This window comes from Thiothrix caldifontis (assembly GCF_900107695.1).
Taxonomy (GTDB): domain Bacteria; phylum Pseudomonadota; class Gammaproteobacteria; order Thiotrichales; family Thiotrichaceae; genus Thiothrix; species Thiothrix caldifontis.
Genome location: NZ_FNQP01000023.1, coordinates 23,061 through 48,424 on the forward strand (window position 1 = coordinate 23,061; position 25,364 = coordinate 48,424).

Sequence of the window (25,364 nt, forward strand, 5' to 3'; positions counted from 1 at the left end):
CCTGCTTACAAATTCTCAGCATGTGTTTCGACTGTGGCGGAATCACGTAGCGCTTTCAAAAAAGCGTCTAACTCACGCGAGCCAATGCTTTGACTATAAATCGCTTCAGCATCAGTACCCAACGTAGCGTCCCCCGCTTTGATCGACTTCAACGCAACGATCGCATAATCCCCATTAGCCAAGGCAACGCTACCCCACGTCGATTTACCTTCTAGCGGATGACTCAGTGCAAATGCCTGCTCCAACACCTCTGGTGACAGTTTAGTATCAGTGCGCCCAAGCAAACCGAGCTTTTCAACAGCAGTCTCCGAGCCTAAACCAGACTCTGCCAATACAGTCCAAGACTGTGCTGCCATCAGCTTTTTCAGGAGATCTTCACCTTTTTGAGCCGTCAATTTGCGAGCCTCTTGCGCAAGCAAAGCAGTGCGAATATCTTCACGAACCGTTTCTAACGGTTTCTGCGCGGCTGGTTCATGATTCACGACACGAATAACCACCGCATTACCATCTTCCAGTTCTAACAAGTCAGAGTTTTTACCAGACTTCAAAACCTCTTCGCTAAATGCGGCAGCACGTACTTTGTCATTAGCAGCAATGCCCTGGCCTTGTACTGGCGTAAGCCAGTCTGTTTGCTGCACACTCAAACCCACTTCTTTAGCAGCCGGTGCAAGATCACCATCCTGCTCATACGCAACCCGACCTAGCACTTCGCCTTTATCGAGGAAGGCTTGTTCTGCTTGATCTTTACGGTAATCGGTTTCCACATCTGCACGTGCCTCTTCAAATGTTTTCGGCTTAGCTGGCTTGATTTCCGTAACACGAATAATTTCGTAACCCGCTTCCGTTTTCACTGGTGCCGATGTTTCAGCTACTTTTAGCGCAAAGACTGCTTTCTCAAATTCAGCACCCCAGTCGCCTGCCACAACCGAACCCATCTGCCCATCTTTTTCGGCAGCAATCTTATCATCGGAATCCGCGCGAGCAATCGCCTCAAAAGTACGAGTGCCTGCCTGTATTTCTGCATATAACGCATCAATACGCTGCTTAGCCTGTGCATCTTTTGCAGGGTCATCCACACTGATTAAGATATGACTCACCATACGTTGCTCTGGCTGCGCATAAGTATCCGCATTATTATCAAACCACGTTTTCAACGCCGCCTCATCCACGGTGATATTAGCCATCAAATCAGCACGCTTAAGTTCCACATACGCCAGTTGTACACGCTCATCAGTCATATAGGATGCTTTGTTTTGCTCGTAATACTGGGCAATTTGCTCATCTGTTACTTGCACTTGCGCCTGGAAATCAGCAAGTTTTAGCGTAAAGACTTCCAGCTCGCGTTGCTGATTACGTAGTGCCTGATACTGCTCTGCCTCTGCTTTGGGCAAAAACGCAGTACTTGCCACAGCATTCCGCAACTGTTGTTGCGAAAGATCAGCGCGTACTTGTGCTTCAAACTCAGCAGGGTCACGACGCTGCATTTTCAAAAAGCTTTCATACGTTTGTTTATCAAATTTACCCTCTTTTTGAAAAACGTCGAGCGCAGCAATAGCATCTGCCACTTCTTGATTGCTTGCAAGATAGCCATCATCACGAATTTTTTGCTGCATCAAGGTTTGATTAATCACGGATTCTAGGGCATTACCTTTTAGCGCCTCATCCATACCTTCTGGCAGTTGACCACCTAACTGCTGCTTAAGTTGTAACAGCGTATTTTGTACAGCTTGCACCGAAATATCTTCGCCATTAACGACAGCAGCGACACGTTTATCGCCACCTTGAAAATAGTCATAAATCCCAGTTAGAGCGAAGGGTACAATGATAATCCCTACGATCGCGTAGGCAACCCAGCCTTTGGCTTTGTCATGAATTGATTGCAGCATGGTCTTTTACGTTTTTGTGTGTAATGTTGATTGATGAACAATTAATGCGCACGCCCCACGCACGCAAGAATGCCATCATACAGGAAGAAAAGTGGGGATGAAATGGAAAAAGTTGGCGGAGCGGACGGGACTCGAACCCGCGACCCCCGGCGTGACAGGCCGGTATTCTAACCAACTGAACTACCGCTCCGCGATGTTGTATTAAACAACTTAAAATAAACAAAAAGGATGCCACAAGAGCATCCTTTTTTGAATAGTTGGCGGAGCGGACGGGACTCGAACCCGCGACCCCCGGCGTGACAGGCCGGTATTCTAACCAACTGAACTACCGCTCCGCGATAAAAACTGAATGAAGATGGTGGGTAGTGAGGGGCTCGAACCCCCGACATTCGCCTTGTAAGGGCGACGCTCTACCAACTGAGCTAACTACCCGTCGTTCATCAGAGGTCGCTACTGTACAGCATCTTTTAGCGCTTTACCAGCCTTAAATGAAGGAATTTTTGCAGCAGCGATAGAAATTGTGTCTCCCGTGCGCGGATTACGTCCAGAACGTGCCTGACGCTCACGCACAAGGAAAGTGCCAAAGCCAACCAGAGCCACTTGGTCGCCTTTTGCCATCGACTCACTGATGACTTCGACAAACGCCTTGAACGCTTTATCGGTATCGGTTTTAGTCAAACCGGACTTCTCTGCTACTGCATCAATCAATTCTGATTTATTCATAGAAATTTTCCTTATGAATTCATTATAGGGGAAACCGAAACACTCCTGCCACAACAGTCAGCAGAGCCACCCATGCGGATACGCCCGCTAGTTATACCAGCGACATCTAAAATATGTCAACAAAATGACGGACTTCAAACGCACAGAAGCATTTCAGCATCCCGTTTAGGACATTAATGTGGTCTGGCTGGGCTGATTTCCTCTTCGTCAGCCACCACCACTGGGGCGGAAGATGGTGCTTCCGCATCATCATCCAAGTCCTCATCATCAGCCAAAGGCACTGGCGCATGTTCTAACGCCAAGGCTAATACCTCATCAATCCACTTCACTGGGCGTATTTCCAAACCTTTTTTGACGTTATCCGGTACTTCTGCTAAATCTTTTTCATTTTCCTTGGGGATCAATACCAGCTTGATACCACCACGGTGCGCTGCCAGTAGTTTCTCCTTCAAGCCACCGATGGGCAATACCTCTCCGCGCAAAGTAATTTCCCCCGTCATCGCCACATCAGCACGCACAGGGATACGCGTCATCGCGGATACCATCGCGGTGACCATACCGACACCTGCACTGGGGCCATCTTTAGGCGTTGCACCTTCAGGCACATGGATGTGTACATTATTCTTGCGCAGTGATTTACGGGTAATCCCCAAGCTCCGTGCGCGGCTTTTAACCACTGTCTCGGCAGCATGGATAGACTCTTTCATCACTTCGCCCAAACGTCCGGTACTTTTGATCATGCCATTGCCCGGCAATAAAGCGCTTTCAATGGTGAGCAAGTCACCACCAACCGACGTCCATGCCAAACCCGTGACCTGACCAATCTGGTTACTTTTATCCGCACGCCCGTAATCGAAACGTTTCACACCAAGGTATTTCTCAATGTTACGCGGGGTAACGGAACTCTTCTTCTTGTCGCTCAACAAATGCTCTTTAACGGCTTTGCGGCATAACTTAGAGATTTCACGATCCAAATTACGCACCCCGGCTTCACGGGTGTAATGGCGAATAATATCCATCACCGCGCTATCGCTAATGGTTAATTCCCCTTTCTTCAACCCATTGGCTTTGATTTGCTTAGGAACCAAGTAATTCTTCGCAATGCTGAGCTTTTCGTCTTCGGTGTAACCCGGAATGCGGATAACCTCCATGCGATCCAGCAATGGTCCCGGAATTCGCATACTGTTAGAAGTCGCCACGAACATCACATCCGACAAGTCGAAATCCACTTCCATGTAATGGTCAGCGAAGGTGTGGTTTTGTTCCGGGTCTAATACTTCTAGCAATGCCGACGACGGATCACCGCGAAAATCGGTGGCCATTTTGTCGATTTCATCCAGCAAGAACAGTGGATTGCGTGTGCCTACTTTGGTCAAATTCTGAAGAATTTTACCCGGTAATGAACCGATATACGTCCGCCGATGCCCACGAATTTCAGCCTCATCGCGTACCCCGCCCAATGCCATCCGCGTAAATTTACGCCCAGTGGCACGCGCAATGGATTGCCCTAAGGAGGTTTTACCCACCCCCGGCGGCCCTACCAAGCACAGAATCGGGCCTTTGATCTTTTTGACGCGCTGCTGTACGGCAAGGAATTCGAGGATACGTTCTTTGACTTCTTCCAAGCCGTAATGGTCTTCGTTAAGCACCTTTTCGGCATCCGGCAAGTTATTATTAACTTTGGATTTTTTCTTCCAAGGCAAATTCACCAGCGCGTCGATATAATTGCGTACCACCGTTGCTTCCGCTGACATCGGCGACATCATTTTAAGTTTTTTCAACTCTGCGTCAGCTTTGTCTTTGGCTTCCTTGGGCATACCGGCTGCTTCAACTTTACGCAGCAACTCTTCCATTTCATTCGGCGCAGCATCGTCCATCTCACCCAGTTCTTTCTGGATGGCTTTGATTTGCTCGTTGAGGTAATACTCACGCTGGCTGCGTTCCATCTGTTGCTTAACGCGCCCCCGAATCTTTTTTTCGACTTGCAGCAAGTCGATTTCACCTTCCACTAATTCCATCAGGTACTGAATGCGCTCTTCAACATCGAGCATTTCCAGTACTTTCTGTTTTTCCGCAATCTTCAAACCCAGATGTGCCGCAATGGTATCGGCTAAGCGTACCGGATCATCAATACTGGATAAGGAGGAGAGAATTTCCGGTGGAACTTTTTTATTCAGTTTGACGTATTGTTCAAACAAGCTCACCAAAGAGCGGCTCAGCACATCAATCTTGCGGCTGTCAGTAGAAACCGAAGCGGCTACTTTGACCCGTGCTGCGGAAAAATCACCGTCATTATCAATTGCGATAATTTCTGCACGCTCCAGCCCCTCCACCAGTACTTTCAGCGTACCATCCGGCAGCTTCAGCAGTTGCAGAATGGTGGCAAGCGTACCCATCGTATGCACATCATCTAATTCAGGAGCGTCCACTTCGGCACTTTTTTGGGCAACCAGCAGGATTTGCTTGTTGCTATCCATCGCCATATCCAATGCTTGGATGGACTTGTTACGCCCGACAAACAAGGGGATCACCATGTGTGGGTACACCACAACATCACGCAACGGTAAAACGGGAACGATGATTGATTCAGCCATAATAAGTACTCACTGTGGCGGATAGGAGGGTGGCGTGCTGAAAAACATCAGCACGCCAACAAATGTTATTCGCCTGCGGCTAATTGCTGCTGCGGCTCGACATTTTCATAGATCAGATACGGTTGGGATTCGCCTTTGACGACGGAATCATCCACCACCACCTTGCTGACGTTCTGCTCAGATGGCAGGTCGTACATGGTATCCAGCAAGATTTTTTCCATAATGGAACGCAAACCACGCGCCCCGGTTTTGCGCTCCATCGCTTTGCGGGCAATCGAATGCAGCGCGTCCTCACGGAAGACCAATTCGGCACCTTCCATCTCAAACAGCTTGGCGTATTGCTTAGTCAGCGCATTGCGCGGTTCGGTGAGAATTTGTACCAATGCCGTCTCATCCAGCTCTTCCAAGGTGGCGATGACAGGCAAACGCCCCACAAATTCTGGAATCAAACCGTAATGCACCAAGTCTTCGGCTTCGATGTCTTTGATAACTTCACCGAAACTGCGGCTTTCTTCCGGTGATTTCACTTTGGCGGAAAAGCCAATGCTGCCTTTCTCGGTACGGCGGCGGATGACTTTATCCATACCGGAAAATGCACCACCCACAATGAATAAGATATTGCGGGTATCGACTTGCAAGAATTCTTGTTGCGGGTGTTTACGCCCACCTTGCGGCGGTACGGAGGCTACAGTGCCTTCGATCAGTTTCAGCAGGGCTTGCTGCACACCTTCGCCAGACACATCACGGGTAATAGAGGGATTATCGGCTTTGCGGGAAATCTTGTCGATTTCGTCGATGTAGACAATACCTGTCTGAGCTTTTTCGACATCGTAATCGCATTTTTGCAACAGCTTTTGGATAATGTTTTCCACATCCTCGCCTACATAACCAGCTTCGGTCAGGGTCGTGGCATCAGCAATGGTAAACGGTACATTCAGCAAGCGTGCCAAGGTTTCCGCCAGCAAAGTTTTACCACTACCCGTCGGGCCAATCAGCAAGATATTGCTTTTTGCCAACTCGACCTCATCTTTGCCGCTACCTTTTTTGTACAAGCGCTTGTAGTGATTGTAAACCGCTACTGAAAGCACGCGCTTTGCTAATTCCTGACCAATCACGTATTCATCAAGGTTGCCTTTGATCTCACGCGGCGTCGGCAGGGAAGATTGTTCATCAGACCCTTGCGCGGTATGCATTTCCTCTTGAATGATGTCATTACACAAATCCACACATTCATCACAAATGAACACCGAAGGGCCAGCGATCAGCTTGCGTACTTCGTGCTGGCTTTTTCCGCAGAAAGAGCAATACAGCAGCTTGCCGCTATCGTGATCGCCTCTTCTATCTTTACTCATCAGAACCTCTATCCTGTGCCGCTTCACGACACATCAACGATGTAAACCAACGGACTATGTTGTGTCCGTATGACTGCTTTCAAGCTATATTATTCTAATAAACTTGTCTTGTTACAAGAATACTCGCCTTTTACAAGTATTTTATGCTTCTTTTGCTGAAAAATACCTGTCCAGACACGAAAACAGCCTGTAAAGACAGGCTGTTTTCTGACAAATGGCTATGTAGGTTGGACTTTAGTCCGACAATCCATTACGTGCGAACTGTCAAGACCTCATCAATCAAGCCGTATTCACGCGCCTGCACCGCATCCATAAAGTTATCCCGATCCGTGTCTTGCTCAATACGCTCGACCGTTTGCCCGGTATGACCCGCCAATACTTTATTTAAAATCTCACGCATTTTGAGAATTTCACGCGCTTGGATTTCAATATCAGAAGCTTGTCCACGCGAGCCACCCGACGGCTGGTGAATCATGACGCGCGAATGTGGCAGTGCGAAACGCTTGCCCTTTTCACCCGCTGCCAATAACACCGCGCCCATGCTGGCTGCCTGACCAATACACAAGGTACTGACTTGTGGCTTGATAAACTTCATGGTGTCGTAAATCGCCATGCCTGCGGTAATCACACCACCTGGTGAGTTGATATACAAGTGAATATCTTTCTCAGGGTTTTCGGATTCGAGGAACAGCAACTGCGCCACAATCAGGTTAGCCATGTAATCTTCGACTTCACCCACACAGAAAATGACCCGTTCCCGCAGCAAGCGCGAGTAGATGTCAAAGGCGCGTTCGCCACGAGCAGATTGCTCGATAACCATTGGAACGCCAACAGCGCGTGGTTCAATCGGGTTTATTCCAAACATTACAACCTACCTTTATCTGTTTACAGGACTCAGGCTTGTGCCTGTTCCGGCTTCTTAGGGTTCATGACGCTATCGAAGTCGCGGGTTTCGTCGTTGACGGTGGCCTTTTCCATAACCCATTCAACGATCATTTCTTCCATTACCGCTGCTTCGATGGTCTGCATGGCTTGACGGTTGCTCCGGTAGTAGTCTTTCAGCGCTTGCGGATCTTCGTAGCTGGCAGCCACGGTTTCCAACATTGCCTCAACCCGTGCCGGGTCGCGTTGCAGGCTGTGTTGGCGAATCACTTCACCCACAATCAAACCCAACTTCACGCGGCGCTCTGCTTGCGGCGCAAACAACTCGTCGGGGATATTATCCGCCGGAGAGCCAGTGTTTTGCGAGAACTCATCACGAACGTAGCGGATTTCTTCCGTCACCAGCGACTTAGGAATATCAATGCTGTGCAGTTCCGCCAAACCGTCCATGACCTGCTGCTTGAGCTGAGTTTTAATGGCAGTATCGAGTTCGCGCTGCATATTCTTTTTGATTTCAGCACGGAAATCATCGACAGAACCGCTTTCTACGCCGAATTTAGTGATGAAATCGGTGCCGACTTCTGGCAAGACGGAAGCACGCACTTGCTTCATGGTCAGCTTGAATTGTGCCGTTTTACCTTTCAGGTTTTCAGCGTGGTAAGTATCAGGGAACGCCACATCAATGGTTTTCACTTCACCAGCTTTCATGCCAATCAGACCGTCTTCAAAGTCTTTTAACATGCGACCCGCGCCGAGTTCGACCGAATAATCTTCCGCCGCACCGCCTTCAAAGGCTTCGCCATCGACAGAACCGTCGAAATCGACTTTTACCGTGTCGCCTACCGCAGCAGCGCGGTCAACTTCATTCCATTCTTGATTTTGCTTGCGGATGACATCAATCATCTTGTCGAGATCAGCGTCAGCAATGTCTGCAACCGGGCGAGTAATCGTCAGGGTTTCAACGCCTGCAATCACCACCTCTGGGTAAACTTGGAAACTCGCCACGAATTCGAGGTCTTTACCGGCTTCCATCGTTTTCAGGTCGATTTCTGGCAAACCTGCGACACGCAATTTTTCTTGATTAGCTGCGTCTTGGAAAGCAGAACCCAGCAACTTTTCCACTACCTCGTAACGCACACCCTCTTCATAGCGTTTTTTGACCACGCTAAACGGCACTTTGCCGGGGCGGAAACCGTCGATTTTGACGCGACCCACCATGCCTTTCAGGCGTTTTTCTACTTCTTGGTCGATTTTTTGGGCAGGAACTGCCACTGTCATTTTGCGGTCGATGTTACCGGTTGTTTCGACAGAAAATTGCATGTAAAAACCTCGTTACGAGCCTGACATCCACCGATGCAGGGCAGATCATCATTAAAATCAAGGAGTTAAAGTGGTGCGAAAAGAGAGACTCGAACTCTCACGCCTTGCGGCGCTGGTACCTAAAACCAGTGCGTCTACCAATTCCGCCATTTTCGCATATATCAATTGCGGATTCCGGTCAGCAAACCCTACCGAGAATCACGAAGGAGGCGATTATACACAGCCTGTTAGCTTTTGCATAATATTTGAAGCGGGAAAAAAGTGGGGTGGCTGATGGGGCTCGAACCCACGACCACCGGAATCACAATCCAGTGCTCTACCAACTGAGCTACAGTCACCACTGAAAACATTATCTGCTGGGGGCATTAATGGCGCGCCCGGCAGGGCTCGAACCTGCAACCTACGGCTTAGAAGGCCGTTGCTCTATCCATTGAGCTACGGGCGCAAGTAAGAGTTGAAAAGTTGGTCGGAGTAGAGGGATTTGAACCCCCGACCACCTGTACCCAAAACAGGTGCGCTACCAGGCTGCGCTATACTCCGACGTTGAGAGGTAAAGAATACGTTGATTCCGTTCCTCAATCAAGAGCGCGAACTATACGTAGCACACACTCTTACGTCAAGCCCCTTACCGGACTTTTTTAGGCAGCTTTAGCAGTACTGGGTTTCAATGTCACAATATTATCCCTTGCGGGCTGCACTTCCTCATCTTCCACTGACACAGATACTGTTTTACGCCCGTGCCGCTCGTACAAAAAGCTCAACACTGCCTTGCGGCAACGCATGTATTCCACTGATTCCGCCATCGCCACCCGATTACGCGGGCGCGGCAAATTCACCTGCACAATATCCCCCACACTTGCCGCCGGGCCATTCGACATCATCACAATCCGGTCTGACAGCAACACCGCCTCGTCAACATCGTGGGTAATCATGATCACGGTATTGCCCAGTGTCGCCTGAATTTCCATCATGGAATCCTGCAAATGCGCCCGGGTCAAGGCATCCAGTGCGCCAAAAGGCTCATCCAGCAACAGCACCTGCGGCTGCATCGCCAAGGCACGCGCAATCCCGACCCGCTGCTTCATCCCGCCGGAAATTTCATCGGGGCGTTTGTGCATGGCATGATCCATGTGTACCAGCGTCAGATTGTGCTCAATCCATTCGCGCATTTCGGCTTTGGACTTTTTGCCCTTGAAGACCTGTTTCACTGCCAATTCGACGTTTTCATACGCCGTCAGCCAAGGCAATAAGGAATGGTTCTGAAATACCACCGCCCGTTCCGGCCCCGGCTCATTGACTTCGCGCCCATCCAGAATCACCCCGCCTTCGGTGGCTTGATACAAGCCTGCGACGATGTTCAGCACGGTGGATTTGCCGCAGCCGGAATGCCCAATAATCGACACAAATTCCCCCTTTTCAATGCGTAAATCCACTTTGTCGAGCGCACGAAACGGCCCTTGCGGGGTGGGAAAGTCGATGGATACCTGTGAAATCAGCAGGTGATCCGTGTGTTTTGTTGTCATCACTCTTCTCCTTATGCGCTTAACGCAATGCCGCGCTCTTATCCCACGACACCTGACGTTGCAGCAGCAACATGCCGCGATCCAGCGCGAAACCGATTAAACCAATCACAATCACCGCCACCATAATCCGCCCCAGCGAATTGGAACTGCCGTTTTGGAACTCATCCCACACGAATTTGCCCAAACCGGGGTTTTGCGCCAGCATTTCCGCCGCAATCAGCACCATCCACGCAATCCCCAAGGATAAACGCAAGCCGGTAAAAATCATCGGAATCGCAGAAGGCAGCACGATTTTACGCACATGCGTCCACCAGCTCAGGCGCAGTACCTTGCTGACGTTCTGCAAATCCTTGCTGATATTGGCGACACCGACCGTGGTATTGATAATGGTCGGCCACAAACAGCACAGCAGCACCGTCAACGCCGAGTTGATGAACGATTTATCAAACGTCGGGTCATCCGACACATACACCGCACTCACGATCATGGTCACAATCGGCAACCACGCCAGCGGTGATACCGGCTTGAAAAGCTGAATCAACGGGTTAAGCGCGGCGTACACCGTCTGGCTCAACCCCGCCACAATCCCCAGCGGAATCGCAATAAATCCCGCCAACACAAAGCCCGTCATCACGGTGACAATGCTTGTCACAATTTGATCAAAAAATGTCGCTTTACCGGTGTAAGGGCGGATACTGACCTCAGCATTCGGGTCTTCCGCCAACGCGGTAGCATTGCGTTCCTCTTGCCGCTGGTAAAACTCCACCTCTTTCTGGCGTGCTGCCTGATGCTCATCAATCAGGCCAGTAAATTGCTCGAAAACCTGCACCGGCCCCGGCACTGCCCCCAACGACGTTACAATCTTGGGCGCACCAATCTGCCAAATCGCCAGAAACAGCAGGATACCGAGAAACGGCGCGACGAGGGTCTGGAATAGTTGCTTGGTGTTCATAGGAATACCCTCCCCTTAAACCTTATCATCCTTCTTCAACCCGATCTTGAACTGCTCGATGTACTCGTTCGGCTTTTTGCCGTCGTAACTCGTACCGTCGATGAAGTCGCTGGTCGCAGGCTTATAACCGCTTTCTGCTCCAAAATCCGGGAAATCTTCCTTCTTCATTTTGCCGTCTGCAATCAGGGCTTCTGCGGCGATTTTGAAGATGTCAGGGCGGTAAACCTTCTTGGCAGTTTCGTCAAACCACTTGTCATCCTTAGGTTCGCCGATTTGACCCCAGCGGCGCATTTGCGTCAGATACCACACCGCATCAGAGTAGTACGGGTAAGTGGCGTTGTAGCGGAAAAACACGTTGAAATCCGGTACCTCGCGCTTGTCACCTTTTTCATACTCAAACGTGCCGATCATGGAGTTTTCCAATACTGCTTTGTCAGCGCCGACGTATTCCGGCTTGGAAAGGATTTCCACGGCTTCTTTGCGATTGGCATTATTGTTTTCATCCAACCAGTAAGCAGCGCGGATCAGGGCTTTCACCAAACGTGCAGTGGTATTCGGGTTCTTTTCAGCAAATGCCTTGGTGATGCCGAAGACTTTTTCCGGGTTGTTTTTCCAGATTTCGTAGTCGGTAATGACCGGCACACCAATACCTTTGGCGACCGCTTGCTGGTTCCACGGTTCGCCGACGCAATAGCCATCAATCGTGCCTGCTTCCATCGTGGCGGGCATTTGCGGTGGCGGAGTAACGGAAAGCATTACATCCGCACCAATCTGCCCCTTGATGTCATCCTTACCCGGCGCGTAAGTGCCAGGGTTGAGGCCACCCGCTGCCAACCAGTAACGCAACTCGTAGTTGTGGGTGGAAACCGGAAACACCATGCCCATGTTGAACGGCTTGCCTTCCTTCTTGTATTCCTCAACCACCGCTTTGAGTGCGTCCGCTTTAATGGGGTGAACGGGCTTGCCGTCTTTCATTTCCAGATGCGGCTTCATTTTTTCCCAAACGGCGTTGGAAACCGTGATGCCGTTGCCGTTCAAGTCCATCGAAAACGGGGTAATAATGTCCACCTTGGTGCCGAAACCGATGGTAGCGGCGAGTGGTTGCCCTGCCAGCATGTGTGCGCCATCGAGTTGCCCATCGACTACACCATCCAGTAACACTTTCCAGTTGGCTTGCGCTTCGAGCTTGACGAATAGCCCTTCGTCTTCAAAGAAGCCTTTTTCATAGGCAATCGCCAGCGGAGCCATGTCGGTCAGTTTAATGAAACCCAATTTCAGGTCAGCCTTTTCCGGCTTACCAATCTCGGCGTGTGCGTTGGTGCTAAGCAGCCCTGTACCCATGCTCAAAGTTAAGGCCAACGCCAGTGTCGCTTTTTTGAGGAAGGCACGGCGTTCGGTTGCGTGTGTGTTGCTCATCGTAAAAACCTTTTTCGTAGCCAAAAAAAAAGCCCTGACAATCTGTTGGCGGAGGAGGAACCAACAGTCGTCAGGGCAGCTTTACCCAAATACCCGCGCTACATCGCACGGTTAGGAGGAGGAGTCACTTCATGATTACGCAGTCGCCGTTGACTGCATGAGGGTTATAATGCAAGGGGTGTGCCAAATGTAAAAATAACGGATTGGTGGCGAATTTGGTGGGTTTCGCGGGTACTCTACCCACCCTACGATTCATTAGGCTGCACTTATGTTGTGCTTTTTTGGCTTAGTTTGGGCAAGATTGGTGCAGTCGCGGCAGCATCCTTCTACAATCGCTTCAGATAATAACGAGAGCATAAACATACGATGAAACTGTTCTACTCCCCCACTTCCCCCTACGCCCGCAAAGTGCGCATGGTTGCGATTGAAACCGGCTTAGCGGCACAAATTGACGTTATATCGGTTAACGTCGCGCAGGAACAACCCGAACTCTTCGCCGCCAACCCACTCGGCAAAGTCCCCGCGTTAGTGCTGGCAAATGGCGAAGCCTTGTTCGATAGCCCGGTGATTTGCCGTTATCTCGACAGCCTCAGTGGAAACACCCTACTTCCATTATCCGGCTGGCAACACTGGGAAATCTTGCGTTGGGAAGCCCTCGCCGACGGCTTAATGGATGCCGCCTACAACCGGGTGATGGAAGAACGCAGCCGCCCGGAACACGAGCGTTCCCCCGCTGCCATGGCTCGCTGGGAAACTGAAATTACCCGCACCCTACAGCATGTCGAAGCCCGCCTCGACACTTTGGGCGAACGCCTCACCTTGGCACATTTGGCGTTGGGTGCTGCCCTCGGGTATCTGGAATTCCGTTTGCCGCACCTGTTGCAAGCCGCTGCTTACCCGCAAATGTTGGCATGGTATGCGCCATTCCGCGAACGTCCTGCGATGCAAGCCACCCAACCCTCGTAAAAACCACCGGAGGCAGCCAATGAATACTTGTGTTGAAACATGGGAATCGCCCATCGGCACGTTGCATATCGCCGCAACCGACTATGCATTGTGTGCCGTGGCTTTCGATAGTCTGTGGCAACGCATCCGCACCACCTTGGGTAACGTGCAAACACAAAGCAATACCCTAACCCAAACAACCATTCGTCAATTGCAAGCCTATTTTGCCGGAACACGCCACTGCTTCGCGTTACCGCTGGAACTGCATGGCACCAATTTTCAACTGCGCACTTGGCAAGCCTTGCGTGAGATTCCCTATGGCGAAACCCGCAGTTATTCCGAACAAGCGCAAATGATTGGACAACCACAAGCGGTGCGGGCGATTGGGCATACCAACGGGTTGAATCCGATCAGCATTATCGTGCCTTGCCATCGAGTGATTGCCAAATCCGGCAAGCTTGCTGGCTACGCGGGTGGATTGGCGGCAAAGGCATATTTGCTGGCGTTGGAGGCTAATGCTTAGCTAAATGTTTTGCCATTAAATCTGCCACCTCGCGCTCGTTTTCCCCGCTACTGGCCTCAAGGGCTTGCATGACATTGTGCTGATCTGCTGCACTGCGGTTCTGGCTGAGTTTGTATTTGGCTTGCAGCGATTCGATGGTGATTTCAAAACCAACGATAGCTTCCAGCAGTTTGGCGGGGTAGCTGGGAATCCAAGCGTTTGGGGTATCGCCTTCGTAGTGATGGCTGAGGCGTTCCACTTGTGTTTGCAGCCATGCGGTATCGTGGATGACGCGGACAGTGCCATAAACATGCACAGCAGTGTAATTCCAAGTGGGTACGCCTGCGCCTTCGTACCATGTGGGTGAAATGTAGGCGTGTGCGCCTTGGAAGATTGCCAACACCTGCGGGTTTGCTGCCAAGTGCTGCCATTGTGGGTTGGCTTTGGCAAGATGACCGGACAGCGTGAGTGTGCCGCCCTGCTCCAGCAGAAACGGGATGTGGCTGGCGAAGGGAACGCCTGCCTCCACTGTGACCAGCGTACCAAATGCATTGGCTTGGATGAAGCGCAAGATTTCGGCTCGGTCGTGTTCGGCAAAGTGTTGGGGGATGTACATGAGAACTCCGATACGGCTAAAGCAACGTTTTCAGCTTGCGCCCGCCAGTGATGGCGAAGCCTTCGCGCTCATAAAATGCGAGGGTACGTTCAAACGTTTGCAAGATATGTTGAGGTCGTCGCTCTCATACCGGAAGGGGGAAATGGAAAACAAAAAATTGTTCATCACGCTTCCAACCAGCGGATTGATAAAGGGCTTGGGCTGTTTCGTTGGTTATTGCCGTTGATAGCGAAACGCGGACAGCACCTAGCGTGTTTGCAAATGCAATGGCAGCAGACAGCAGTTTTGAGGCAACCCCTTTACGGCGCGACTGTTCCTGTACAAAAAGATCATTCAGTATGAACGTGCGAGCAAGCGATACCGAAGAAAAACTTGGGTAAAGCTGGGTGAACCCAATAGGTGTTTGCCCCTCAACAGCAAGGAACAGGGCTGAATCGCCATGATTAAAACGATCCAACAGAAACGCCCACACCGCTTGGGCATCACTTGCCCGACCGTAAAACTGACGGTAGCCATCAAACAACGGTACGAGCGCATCAAGATCAGATAAAGTGGCCTGACGAACAGTTACGGTATTCATTTTCTCTTTAATTTCCTTGTTTCAAATCGATTCAGCATCTGGCAGATTTTCATAAACCTGTTCGATAGTTTCGCTGTTTGCCAGCACCCGCACAACCGTTGGTAGCGGCTCGGCAAAAATCCCCGGCAAATCCTGCTCATGCGGATTCAACAGCGGAAATGCCAGTTGTTCGATAGGCGGGAAAAATTCAGCAGCCACGCCCGGTTTATTGCCCCGCGCATCGACCCGATACCAGCCGTATTCTGGCAAGTAGAGCGCATTCAGCCCGTGCAGGCAAAACGGTGGTTGGTCGGTAATGGTCAAACGCTGGTAACACAAGCCCGCTGGAATGCTATTCGCCCGCAATAACGCTGCCAGCAAGTGGCTTTTGGCGTAGCAATAGCCCGTGCCATGTTGCAATACCTCCGACGCTTTGCACGTCACCGGATTCAGGCGGTAATCCCAACTGTGCTTAATGTGGTCGCGAACAAACTCGAAACACGCTTTGGCAATGGCTTCGGGTGTGGTGCAACCTGCCGCTAACGCTTGGGCTTGTGCCAACACTTGCGGGTGTTGCCAGTCGATGTAGTGGCTGCTGGTTAAGAATGCTTGCATAAAACCCCCGTCGGCTTACCATCCAACGTCACCTGATTTTTCTCCGCCCAATACGCCCGGATACCCTCCTCACCTTTCTTCGCCGCCCAATCACGCAACAAATCACGCTCGCCCTGATAGTCAAACAAGGGAACAGCCATGCCGCAGGAGGTTTGCACGATCTCGACATTCAACACGAATACCTGCCGCGCCCCCGGAATCGGCTCAAATTTACCGTACCATTGCGCCCATTCTGCATCATGCTGATGGTAAACCGTGGCAGTGCCGTACAAGCGCAGGATCAGCGGATTGCCTTCAAACGCGCAAAACATCAGCGTCATGCGCCCATTTTCCTGTACATGCGCCGCCGTTTCATTGCCGCTGCCCGTCACGTTCAGCCATGCAACGGTGGAGTCGTCCAACACCCGCAACGAATCCATGCCTTTGGGCGAAAGGTTAACATGCCCCGCTTCGGGTGCAGTGCTAACAAAGAAGATTTTCTGTTCGCAGATGAAACGGGTCTGCCGTTCGTTCAGGGTGTCGAAGCGTTGTGCCATGATGATGAATCCGTCAGTCGAGGAAGCATGACTTTACCAAATACCATGACCACTCAACCATTCATCACAGAAAATTCTACCCCAAGCGTAACCGTTCCAACGCCACGTAACTATTCCCCATCGCTATCGGCTGGCTGGCATCGCGCAACACCCACGGCGCGAGGCAATGCACTGACGACAAATAATCCACCGTCGGATACGGTAAGCTCAGAGTTTCAGCCGCCAAACGGTACAACGGTGTGCAATACACCTTCGCCAACAGTGCCACAGGATCGGCGGGCAAGGTTGCCAACTGACCCGTGGCGTGCATTTGCGCCAAAAAGTACGCGCCGTGCGAATGCCAGGGGAAATTGGCGGCATAACGCGCAAACACGTTGAAATCGGGCAGCAAACGTTCCGGCTCATCCGGCGCGTAACGGTAACGCCCCAGCAACGGCGGCTGAATCAAGGCAAGCGGCACATCCAAATATTCCGGTCGGGTTAGTAATTCAGCAATCCGCACGCGATTATGCGGCTCTTCCAACCAGTGCGCGGCTTCGAGCAAGGCACACAGCAAGGCTTGATGCGTTTCGGGGTTGGCTTCTGCCCATGCTTGGGTGACACCCAGCACTTTTTCGGGGCCATTGTTCCACAAATCGTAACTGGTAACGGCAACCTGTCCAATACCCCGGCTGACGGCTTGCTGATTCCACGGTTCGCCCGCGCAGTAGCCGTCAATCTGACCTTGCGCCAAGGATTCGACCATTTGCTGCGGGGGAATCACGCGAATTTCCACATCCTGCCCCAACACCAGACCGCCATCCTGCAACCATGCCTGCAACAGGTAATGGTGCTGCGAAAAAGGATAAACGCAGCCGAACACCAGTTTACGCGGCGTTTGCGCACTTAAAAGATGCTTGAGACCGTGTGAACGCACCGGAGAGGTGCATAATGCTTGCGGGTAATGTTGCCGAATGGCTTCCATCAACGGGCTGGCGACGGTAATCGCGCTGCCATTCAAACCAAGGCTGAAGGCTGCTTGCATGGGAATGCCCAAGCCGTCGATGCCCAACGTTGCCGCCAAAGGCATGGGGGCAAGCATGTGTGCCGCATCCAGCTCGCCGAACGCCACCCTGTCACGAATATTTGCCCAAGACACTTCCCGCTGCAAGGTGACGTGCAGGCCGTATTTTTCAAAGAAACCGCGCTCCAATGCCGCTACCAGCACGGCGCAGTCGGTGAGGGGCAAAAAGCCGATGCGTAACTCTTGTTTCATCAGAATTTCCCCCCCAGCAAGGCCATGGCTGCGACGAAATTGCGGGCAGCTTCGCCGATTTTCATATTGCGATCCATCGCCATTTTGCGCAGGAGTTGGTATGCCTCTTCTTCCGTCAGGTTGCGGTGCTGCATGAGGATGCCCTTGGCTTTATCCACATCTTTGCGGTCTTGCAGACGCGATTTGTAGTCTTCCAGCTCATCTTTGAGCTTTTGGTGTTCTTGAAAGCGGGCAATCGCCACTTCCAACACCGATTTCAGGCGTTTTCCGGGCAAATCATCAACGATGTAGGCACTAACTCCGGCACTAATGGCGGCGCGAGTGGTGTCAAGGTCGCTTTGTTCGGCAAAAAATACGATGGGTTTAGGCATTTCGCGGCTGACATTGCGCAGCGATTCCAGCGTATCGCGGTCGGGGCTTTGCATGTCGATGAGGATAATATCGGGCTGGTGGGTACGCACGGCGGCGAGCAAGTTTTCACCCTGTCCGACGCGGATTATGTGGGCGTAACCAGCGGCAAGGAGCGCGACTTCGAGACTCGCGGAACGGTCGGGGTCTTGATCGACCAACATCAGTTTGTGCATGTGAACCTTGTTATAAGCAACGGCTAATATAAGACCAATGCAAAAATTACGCCATTTTGCGACAACATAATTCTCATAAGCGCCCGATGACACCACGCAACATTAAGCAACTGAGTTGATGCCTTTTGTCACCCCGCTGTCATGCGTACTGGCTTACACTGGCAATATCCACACAGGAGGGATGTGCTATGCCCCGAAAAATCCTCATCATCAACGGCTCCTACCGCCCCAACGGTGTAACTGACCAGACGCTCGCGCTGATGGCAGACACCCTGCACGCCCACGACGCCTGCTGCGAAACCATCAGCTTGCGTGATTACCCGATTGAGTTCTGCCTGAACTGCCGCGAATGCACCCAACAGCCGGGAACAGCGCCGGGCAAGTGCGTCCAGCACGACGGGATGCAGGCGCTGGTGGACAAGATTGAAGCTGCCGATGCCTACATCCTCGCCTCCCCCACCAATTTCGGTGGCGTGACGGCGCTGTTCAAGCGTTTCATGGAACGGCTGGTGATGTACGCCTACTGGCCTTGGGGTGCGCACGCCCCCAAAAACCGCAAAGCCGGGTTGCCCAAGAAAAAAGCTGTGCTGGTGGCTTCTTCTGCCGCACCCGGCCTGCTGGGGCGCTGGGTATTTGGCACGTTGCCGCAACTGAAACAAACCGCACAAGTTATCGGCGCTGCCCCCGTCGGCAAGCTGTTTACCGGGCTGGTCAGTCAGGAACCGCACGTCAACCTGCCGGAATCCGTGCAACGCAAGGCCAGTGCACTGGCGCTGAAATTGCTGTGACGTTGCCCCGACATAGGCAAGGTAGATTTGCTGCCACCGCTTGATCGGGGCAGAATGGGCAGATCGTATTTTCAGGAGTTTCACCATGCGAATCCTTCACACCATGCTGCGCGTCGGCGATCTGGAACGCTCGATTGCGTTTTACACCAACGTCCTCGGTATGCAACTGCTGCGCCGCAAGGACTACCCGGCGGGCGAATTCACTCTTGCCTTCATCGGTTATGGCGACGAAACCGACCAGACCGTGCTGGAACTGACCTACAACTGGGGCGTGGATCAGTACGAACTGGGTACGGCGTTTGGGCATATCGCGCTGGAAGTGCCGGATGTGTACGCCGCCTGCGAGAAAATGCGGGCAGCGGGCGGCAAGATCATCCGCGAAGCCGGGCCGATGAATGCGGGTACGACCATCATCGCCTTCCTCGAAGACCCGGATGGTTATCAGATTGAGCTGATTGGTGAGAAGCATCAGCGTGGTTGAGGCGGGCATGATCCGCTACAAGGTCAACGCGCCTGTTGCGGTAGAGCAGTTCATCGACGTGTTGCGGCGTTCCACCTTGGGCGAACGCCGCCCCATCGACGACCGCGAGTGCATGGAAGGCATGGTGAACAACAGCAACCTGCTGGTGACAGCGTGGGATGGCGATAAACTGGTGGGCGTGGCGCGTTCTATGACCGACTTCCATTACGCCTGTTACCTGTCTGATCTGGCGGTTGACCAAGACTACCAGCGGCAGGGCATCGGCAAACAATTGCAAATCCTCACCCAGCAGCAATTGGGCAGGCATTGCAAGCTGATACTGATTGCGGCTCCGGCGGCGAATGCGTATTACGGGCGGATTGGGTATACGCAGATGCCGCGTTGTTGGGTGCTGGATGGGGATCAAAGTTTGAAGTCTTGATTGGTACTCGAAAGAGGCATTGCTGATCTTCCCGCACCATTCACTACTTTTTCGATAAGAAAAATGTAGTCCGCATGATGCTGGCTAATTTTCTGGCTTGATGGTAAATTGGCGTCCACAGTGTCAAACGATGTAAGTGGGCTTTCCATGCAAAATCAAATAGTTGCCAAGCATAAAGCGATGAAAATCGATTTTATAGAAATTAAAAATTTTCGAAAGTTGCAAAGCTGCCGTATTGACTTTGATAGAGAGAAAACACTACTAGTTGGAGCCAATAACAGCGGAAAAACATCTGCAATGATTGCTTTGAGGAAGTTTTTTCTTTCTCCGAAAAGTATTGATATTAGAGATATTTCTATTCAAAACTGGTCTGGAATTGATCGGATTGGAGCTGATTGGGAAAAAAGGGATAACCCTCAACATAACTTAAATGACTTTCTTCCTCTATTAGATGTTTGGCTCGATGTTCCACTTGTCAAAATTCATCATGTCGTTCATATTATACCCAGCATTGATTGGTCAGGTGGTGCAATTGGAGTACGGTTGCAGTTTGAAGTTAGCGATATTGATCTGCTAAAAGCAGACTATCTTAAAAAACGATTAGCAGCAAAGAAAATTGAGGATGAAGCGCCAGATGAACAAAAACCATCTATTGAACCTAAGAATTTAGTCGAATTCCTAGAGAACTCTTTATCAAAATATTTGACACTAAAAGCATATTCATTAGACCCTACACAGTTGGTAACTCCTGATAATAAAGGGAGAGCTTGCGTACAGTCTTTGTCGGAAGATGCATTGGAGATTGAAGGAAGTCCTTTTAAGAGTTTGATAAATATTCGTGAAATACCTGCCATGCGTGATTTTTCATCAGGAAGTTCCGCATCATTAGATAGTGACGATGTAAAGCCTGACCGATTAATTAGAACGCTTTCAGATCATGTTCGCAGTTATTATGACAAACATGTCGAGCCAACAGATGAGATAAATGGTGATGATATCCGTGCTTTTAGTGCATTACAGCTTGCTGAAAAAGCATTTGATCGACGCCTAAAAACAGGATTTTCTTCTGTATTTGAAGAATTAACTGATCTTGGAATACCCGGAATAAACAATCCCAACATAGTAATAAATACAAAGTTTAAATCTTTGGACGGTCTGAATCATGGTTCCGCTGTTCAATACAGGGTTTATGAACCGGAAGACGGCCAAGAAGAGCGATATTTGCCTGAATCTTGTGCTGGTCTAGGGTATCAAAATTTAATCGCAATGGCTTTTCTTCTGATGCGTTTCAGGCAAGATTGGATTGAACCCAAAGGAGGCAGTGAAGTAGATATTAAGATTGCCCCATTGCAACTTGTTATGATTGAAGAACCTGAAGCTCATTTACATGCACAAGTACAACAGGTTTTTATCAAAAAAGCCTATGACATTCTTCGCAAACATCCTGATCTCGGCGAGTCAAGCACATACTCAACTCAATTATTAGTTAGTACCCATTCAAGCCATGTTGCGCATGAGGTTGATTTCGCAAATCTCCGTTATTTTCGACGTATTCCATCAGAAGCTCAATGCCACTCACCTACGTCAACAATCATTAACTTATCTAATGTATTTGGCAAGGATTTAGAAACCATGCGTTTTGTGAAAAGATATATAAAGGCTACAGATTGTGATCTTTTCTTTGCTGATGGTGCTATATTTGTAGAGGGGCAGGCGGAACGAATTTTAGTTCCACATTTCATTCGCCATCATTTTCCAAACCTCTGGCGACGTTATATCAGCTTGATTGATCTTGGGGGGAATAATGCCCCACGCTTCAAGCCTTTAATAAAAGCATTAGGATTAACTTCACTCGTAATTACTGATTTAGATGCTGGCATGAAAACACAAAAGAAAGATGGAGAAACCAGAGTGGTTACTAGAAAGGCAAAACCTAAGGTCGGTTGCGGACAAGTAACAACCAATCCCACATTAACAAAGTGGCATCCAGCATTAACAGATATTGATGCTTTACTTTCCCTGAAAGAATCTGAGCATCAGATGCACACGGAAAATGAATATGATCTATACATAGCTTACCAAAAGCCTGTCACTGACCCAACAAATAAAGATAGTAATATAAAATTAATACCAAGAACATTTGAAGATGCTTTGATTTATGCAAACTTTGATGCTCTCAAAGATATTTCTGGCTCATCGACTACAAACAAAATTTCTGCTTTAGTTAGAGATAAATTGTTAGGTGATGAGCTTGAGGCTGAATTGTTTGAAATCATTGATAAGGCTGAAAAAGCAGCCTTTGCAATTGATTGCCTAGTCGAGATTAAAGATGGCTCCACTCTATCTCCGCCACCATATATTGAAGCCGGATTAAAATGGCTTGAAGAAAAATTAGAAGAAACTACTTTATTGGCAATGAATAGTGGAGCAGAAGGAAATGGTTAGTATCGTTGAGACGGGAAACCCAGATACTGATGATGCAGTAGATAATATAATTGAAGAATGCCTCAATCCAGAACTTCCAAAATCCTTCTTTTTATATGCAGGTGCAGGTTCTGGAAAAACGTATTCACTAGTGAAAGGACTCGAAACCTTTGAGAAGACTTACGGAACAAAATTTCGCAGAACTGGTAGAAAAGTTGCGGTAATCACCTACACTAATGCCGCTTGTGATGAAATTATTGAGCGTGTGAAAGGTGATCCGCTTTTTCATATCAGCACTATTCATAGTTTTTGTTGGCTTCAAATCAAAACTTTTCATGATGATATTAGATACTGGTTACGAGAAATGTTACCTCTCGAAATAGCTGAGCTTGAACAAAAAGAAGCAAAAGGACGTTCTGGCATGGCATCCATCACTCGGAAAAAAAGCATTGCCAATAAACTTGATCTTCTAAACTGGCTTTCCACTCGGCAAGAGTTTACATATAACCCTAATGGTAACAATATTGGCAAATCATCTTTGTCACATTCTGAAGTTGTTAAAATTTGTGCTGATTTTTTAATTTCAAAACCATCTTTTCAGCAGATTATTATTAATCGCTATCCATTCATTCTAATTGACGAAAGCCAAGACACAAATAAATATCTTATTGATGCTTTATTTGCACTTGAAAAGCAGCATCAAGGTCATTTTGGATTAGGTCTCATCGGCGATATGATGCAACGGATTTATGGCGATGGCAAAAGTGATCTAGGACAAAATATCCCAAAACATTGGGCTACACCAGTCAAAAAGATGAATCGTAGAAGTCCAAGTCGCATCGTGGCATTAGCAAATGACATTCGGTACGACCATCAAGAACAAAAAGTTATTGATGGAAAGCCAGATGGACATGTTCGCTTTTTTATTGCATCCGCAAATAAACCAAACAAACCTGAATTTGAATGTGCTGTAAGAGAAAATATGGCCAAGTTAACCGGTGACACTCTTTGGAGCAATCCCGAAGAAGTAAAACACCTTATGCTTGAACATATGATGGCAGCGGTGAGAATGGGCTTTGCACCAATGTTTGGTGCTCTATCTGCTTCTTCTCGTCTGAGTACTGCACTACGTGGTGGAGACTTACCAGCAGTACGATTATTCTCAGAATATGTACTTCCACTCTACCAACTTGAAAAAGCAGGTGCAGGTCATGCTGTCATGACACATCTCCGTCGCATGAAATCTCCTCTACTTCTCCCTGACTTTTTGAAGGCTGTAGCAACACAAGAAAATCCTCTTGCTATATTAAAAAATTCGATTAGAGAAATGATCGATGTAATTGACGTAAGACCAGATGTTAGTTTTTTCGATGTTCTACAATGCGTTGTTAAATATAATTTGTTTCCTATTCCTCAGAGCCTCGTGCCATTCGCAGAAAAAGTAGAAAGCCTTCAAAAGGAAGATGAGCCTGAAACCAATCTTAACGAAGAGGAAGAGCAAATATCAAATCTGGAAGCAATTCAAAACTTCTTGCAGACTCCTTTTAAACAAATTGAAGCTTATAAGACTTACGTATCTGGAACAGGAGCATTTGATACTCACCAAGGAGTAAAAGGACGTGAGTTTGAGCGTGTTTTGGTAGTGATGGATGATGACGAAGCAGGGGGATTCCTTTTCTCCTATGAAAAAATGTTTGAGGTTAAACCCCTAACGAAAGCTGATATTGAAAAATTAACTAAAGGGGAGGAGACAGGAATAGATAAAACGAAAAGACTTTTCTATATAACTTGTACACGTGCAGAAAAAAGCCTCGCTTTAGTGGCATATTCTCAAAATCCTCAATTGTTGAGAACAAGGATAATAGCTAAGGGCTGGTTTGAAGAAAATGAAGTGATTGTAGTCTAAGCTGCGATACAGCCCTATAATTTGCTATTTAAAGTAGGCATTGGTTCACCCAATTTTCCAGCTTCAACCCCTTAACCCTCTCAAACTCTTTGGTGTTATTCGTCACCAGCGGCACATCCAGACTCAGCGCATGGGCGGCAATCATCATATCCAGTGACCCAATCGGCTGACCGCGTTTTTCCAGATCAGCACACAGTTCGCCATACAGGAAGGAGGCGGACTCATCGTAATCCACAATACGGAACGGCAACAGGAAATTGTTCAGGGCTTCGAGATTGGTTTACCAAATTCACACAGACCTTATGTGAATTGCTGTTTCAGCATACGCTACAGCCACCCGGCGGCAAAGTATAAAACACAAGGTAGTTTTGGGCTGTATTTGGATAAAACACAAGGGTGCTTTTTGCTCTCAGGCTGCCCGCCGGTTATGCAGCCACAACAGCAGCCCCGCGCCCACGATCAGCCCGCTTCCCACAAAGAAATTCCACCCCAGCACATCCTGAAACAGAAACACGCTATATAACGTCGCTGCCACCACCTGTGCATTCAGCCAAGGCGACAGCTCCGACGCGGTGATCAGCGTATACGCTTTGATCAGCAGGAAATGCCCAATCGCCCCGAACGCGCCCATGCTGATCAGCAGCAGCCATTGCAACGCATCGGGCGTTTTCCACCACAACGGAATAAGGCAGCTCAGCACCACTGCGCCGACAATCGAGGTATAGAACAGCGAGGTGCGCGGATCATCCACCCCTATACGCATCAACTTTAACCCGCGAAAGCGGTCTCCCTCTCTGGTAGGCTATTAGTTTTGCACACCGAATAGATCGACTTCGACAAGGAGACCGCGCATTGATACTGACAAAAGTAGCCACCGCATTGCAAGCCATCTTGTATGAAAAAGCGGACGCGTTAGCAAAAAAAGCGGCTTCATTCAACGCCAGCGCAAACTCAGCGGCTCGAACTTCATCCGCAGCTTGGTGTTTGGCTGGATGGGCAATCCTGCCAGCACATTGGATGGATTAAGTCGGACAGCCGCCTTCCAACAGCTCCCCATTAGTCCACAGGGACTGGACAAACGTTT

25 protein-coding genes and 7 tRNA genes are annotated in these 25,364 nt (G+C 49.5%); 8 read left to right on the top strand and 24 right to left on the bottom strand.

Features of this window, described 5'->3' with window-relative positions; genetic code table 11:
- Positions 1-5: 5 nt before the first annotated feature.
- The 16 genes from BLV87_RS15205 to BLV87_RS15280 all read right to left on the bottom strand — a co-directional run bounded on the left by BLV87_RS15205 (position 6) and on the right by BLV87_RS15280 (position 12,648).
- A complete protein-coding gene (locus tag BLV87_RS15205; RefSeq protein ID WP_093070041.1) occupies positions 6-1,886 on the bottom strand; it encodes a SurA N-terminal domain-containing protein in 1,881 nt (626 codons plus the stop codon).
- A 113-nt stretch (positions 1,887-1,999) separates the two neighbouring features.
- A tRNA-Asp gene (locus tag BLV87_RS15210) sits at positions 2,000-2,076 on the bottom strand.
- Between the two features lie 68 nt (positions 2,077-2,144).
- Positions 2,145-2,221 (bottom strand) — tRNA-Asp (locus BLV87_RS15215).
- Positions 2,222-2,242: 21 nt separating this feature from the next.
- Positions 2,243-2,318: transfer RNA gene (locus BLV87_RS15220), tRNA-Val, on the bottom strand.
- A gap of 18 nt (positions 2,319-2,336) precedes the next feature.
- Positions 2,337-2,624, bottom strand: a complete 288-nt coding sequence (locus BLV87_RS15225) for an HU family DNA-binding protein (protein WP_217630010.1) — start codon at positions 2,622-2,624, stop codon at positions 2,337-2,339.
- Positions 2,625-2,782: 158 nt separating this feature from the next.
- Positions 2,783-5,203 (bottom strand): endopeptidase La, encoded by a 2,421-nt coding sequence (lon, locus tag BLV87_RS15230; RefSeq protein WP_093070044.1) that lies wholly within the window; start codon positions 5,201-5,203, stop codon positions 2,783-2,785.
- A 65-nt stretch (positions 5,204-5,268) separates the two neighbouring features.
- A complete protein-coding gene (gene clpX, locus BLV87_RS15235) occupies positions 5,269-6,555 on the bottom strand; it encodes an ATP-dependent Clp protease ATP-binding subunit ClpX (protein WP_093070046.1) in 1,287 nt (428 codons plus the stop codon).
- Between the two features lie 250 nt (positions 6,556-6,805).
- On the bottom strand, positions 6,806-7,420 hold the full coding sequence (gene clpP, locus BLV87_RS15240; RefSeq protein WP_093070048.1) for an ATP-dependent Clp endopeptidase proteolytic subunit ClpP: 615 nt from the start codon (positions 7,418-7,420) through the stop codon (positions 6,806-6,808).
- 29 nt (positions 7,421-7,449) lie between these two features.
- Positions 7,450-8,757, bottom strand: a complete 1,308-nt coding sequence (gene tig / locus BLV87_RS15245) for a trigger factor (RefSeq protein WP_093070049.1) — start codon at positions 8,755-8,757, stop codon at positions 7,450-7,452.
- 71 nt (positions 8,758-8,828) lie between these two features.
- A tRNA-Leu gene (locus BLV87_RS15250) sits at positions 8,829-8,913 on the bottom strand.
- A 106-nt stretch (positions 8,914-9,019) separates the two neighbouring features.
- Positions 9,020-9,095: transfer RNA gene (locus tag BLV87_RS15255), tRNA-His, on the bottom strand.
- A gap of 31 nt (positions 9,096-9,126) precedes the next feature.
- A tRNA-Arg gene (locus BLV87_RS15260) sits at positions 9,127-9,202 on the bottom strand.
- An 18-nt stretch (positions 9,203-9,220) separates the two neighbouring features.
- Positions 9,221-9,297: transfer RNA gene (locus BLV87_RS15265), tRNA-Pro, on the bottom strand.
- 98 nt (positions 9,298-9,395) lie between these two features.
- Positions 9,396-10,280 (bottom strand): ABC transporter ATP-binding protein, encoded by an 885-nt coding sequence (locus tag BLV87_RS15270; RefSeq protein WP_093070051.1) that lies wholly within the window; start codon positions 10,278-10,280, stop codon positions 9,396-9,398.
- A gap of 19 nt (positions 10,281-10,299) precedes the next feature.
- Positions 10,300-11,232, bottom strand: coding sequence for an ABC transporter permease (locus tag BLV87_RS15275; RefSeq protein WP_093070052.1), 933 nt, complete (start codon positions 11,230-11,232; stop codon positions 10,300-10,302).
- Positions 11,233-11,247: 15 nt separating this feature from the next.
- Positions 11,248-12,648: a CmpA/NrtA family ABC transporter substrate-binding protein gene (locus BLV87_RS15280; RefSeq protein ID WP_093070054.1), complete on the bottom strand. Its 1,401-nt coding sequence runs from the start codon at positions 12,646-12,648 to the stop codon at positions 11,248-11,250.
- A 366-nt stretch (positions 12,649-13,014) separates the two neighbouring features.
- Here BLV87_RS15280 and BLV87_RS15285 point away from each other — a divergent pair, with 366 nt between their 5' ends.
- Positions 13,015-13,614, top strand: coding sequence for a glutathione S-transferase (locus tag BLV87_RS15285; RefSeq protein WP_093070055.1), 600 nt, complete (start codon positions 13,015-13,017; stop codon positions 13,612-13,614).
- A gap of 19 nt (positions 13,615-13,633) precedes the next feature.
- The gene (locus BLV87_RS15290; RefSeq protein WP_093070057.1) at positions 13,634-14,116 is read left to right on the top strand and encodes a methylated-DNA--[protein]-cysteine S-methyltransferase; all 483 of its coding nucleotides are present in this window, start codon (positions 13,634-13,636) and stop codon (positions 14,114-14,116) included.
- Here the strand turns inward: BLV87_RS15290 and BLV87_RS15295 are convergent.
- The 6 genes from BLV87_RS15295 to BLV87_RS15320 all read right to left on the bottom strand — a co-directional run bounded on the left by BLV87_RS15295 (position 14,106) and on the right by BLV87_RS15320 (position 18,260).
- A complete protein-coding gene (locus tag BLV87_RS15295) occupies positions 14,106-14,711 on the bottom strand; it encodes an FMN-binding negative transcriptional regulator (RefSeq protein ID WP_093070058.1) in 606 nt (201 codons plus the stop codon). The two genes, BLV87_RS15290 and BLV87_RS15295, sit on opposite strands and share 11 nt — an antisense overlap.
- 124 nt (positions 14,712-14,835) lie before the next feature.
- Positions 14,836-15,291, bottom strand: coding sequence for a GNAT family N-acetyltransferase (locus BLV87_RS15300; RefSeq protein ID WP_093070060.1), 456 nt, complete (start codon positions 15,289-15,291; stop codon positions 14,836-14,838).
- Between the two features lie 21 nt (positions 15,292-15,312).
- Entirely contained in the window at positions 15,313-15,885 is a 573-nt protein-coding gene (locus BLV87_RS15305; RefSeq protein ID WP_093070062.1) for a transglutaminase-like domain-containing protein, read from the bottom strand.
- The gene (locus tag BLV87_RS15310) at positions 15,870-16,421 is read right to left on the bottom strand and encodes a pyridoxamine 5'-phosphate oxidase family protein (RefSeq protein ID WP_093070064.1); all 552 of its coding nucleotides are present in this window, start codon (positions 16,419-16,421) and stop codon (positions 15,870-15,872) included. Before BLV87_RS15310 ends, BLV87_RS15305 begins: the two co-directional genes overlap by 16 nt.
- 76 nt (positions 16,422-16,497) lie before the next feature.
- Positions 16,498-17,676 (bottom strand): CmpA/NrtA family ABC transporter substrate-binding protein, encoded by a 1,179-nt coding sequence (locus BLV87_RS15315; protein ID WP_093070066.1) that lies wholly within the window; start codon positions 17,674-17,676, stop codon positions 16,498-16,500.
- Positions 17,676-18,260 carry an ANTAR domain-containing response regulator gene (locus BLV87_RS15320; RefSeq protein ID WP_093070067.1) on the bottom strand — a complete coding sequence of 195 codons (585 nt, stop codon included), beginning with the start codon at positions 18,258-18,260 and terminating at the stop codon, positions 17,676-17,678. The genes BLV87_RS15315 and BLV87_RS15320 overlap by 1 nt, the downstream gene beginning before the upstream one ends.
- Before the next feature lie 188 nt (positions 18,261-18,448).
- Here BLV87_RS15320 and BLV87_RS15325 point away from each other — a divergent pair, with 188 nt between their 5' ends.
- From BLV87_RS15325 to BLV87_RS15345, 5 genes are all read left to right on the top strand, one after another.
- Positions 18,449-19,048, top strand: coding sequence for a flavodoxin family protein (locus tag BLV87_RS15325; RefSeq protein ID WP_093070069.1), 600 nt, complete (start codon positions 18,449-18,451; stop codon positions 19,046-19,048).
- Positions 19,049-19,133: 85 nt separating this feature from the next.
- Entirely contained in the window at positions 19,134-19,529 is a 396-nt protein-coding gene (gene gloA / locus BLV87_RS15330; protein ID WP_093070070.1) for a lactoylglutathione lyase, read from the top strand.
- Complete coding sequence (locus BLV87_RS15335) at positions 19,507-19,950, top strand: GNAT family N-acetyltransferase (protein WP_245707053.1); 444 nt, start codon at positions 19,507-19,509, stop codon at positions 19,948-19,950. Before gloA ends, BLV87_RS15335 begins: the two co-directional genes overlap by 23 nt.
- Before the next feature lie 147 nt (positions 19,951-20,097).
- A complete protein-coding gene (locus BLV87_RS15340) occupies positions 20,098-22,395 on the top strand; it encodes an AAA family ATPase (protein WP_217630009.1) in 2,298 nt (765 codons plus the stop codon).
- Positions 22,388-24,280, top strand: a complete 1,893-nt coding sequence (locus BLV87_RS15345; RefSeq protein WP_093070074.1) for a UvrD-helicase domain-containing protein — start codon at positions 22,388-22,390, stop codon at positions 24,278-24,280. The genes BLV87_RS15340 and BLV87_RS15345 overlap by 8 nt, the downstream gene beginning before the upstream one ends.
- A 28-nt stretch (positions 24,281-24,308) precedes the next feature.
- Here BLV87_RS15345 and BLV87_RS15350 read toward each other — a convergent pair whose 3' ends face one another.
- Entirely contained in the window at positions 24,309-24,545 is a 237-nt protein-coding gene (locus tag BLV87_RS15350; RefSeq protein ID WP_093070075.1) for a type II toxin-antitoxin system VapC family toxin, read from the bottom strand.
- A gap of 144 nt (positions 24,546-24,689) precedes the next feature.
- A complete protein-coding gene (locus BLV87_RS15355) occupies positions 24,690-25,043 on the bottom strand; it encodes an EamA family transporter (RefSeq protein WP_093070077.1) in 354 nt (117 codons plus the stop codon).
- 89 nt (positions 25,044-25,132) lie between these two features.
- On the opposite strand from BLV87_RS15355, the gene BLV87_RS19480 reads away from it, so the two are divergent.
- The gene (locus tag BLV87_RS19480) at positions 25,133-25,306 is read left to right on the top strand and encodes a hypothetical protein (RefSeq protein ID WP_175517799.1); all 174 of its coding nucleotides are present in this window, start codon (positions 25,133-25,135) and stop codon (positions 25,304-25,306) included.
- The last annotated feature ends 58 nt before the right edge of the window (positions 25,307-25,364 follow it).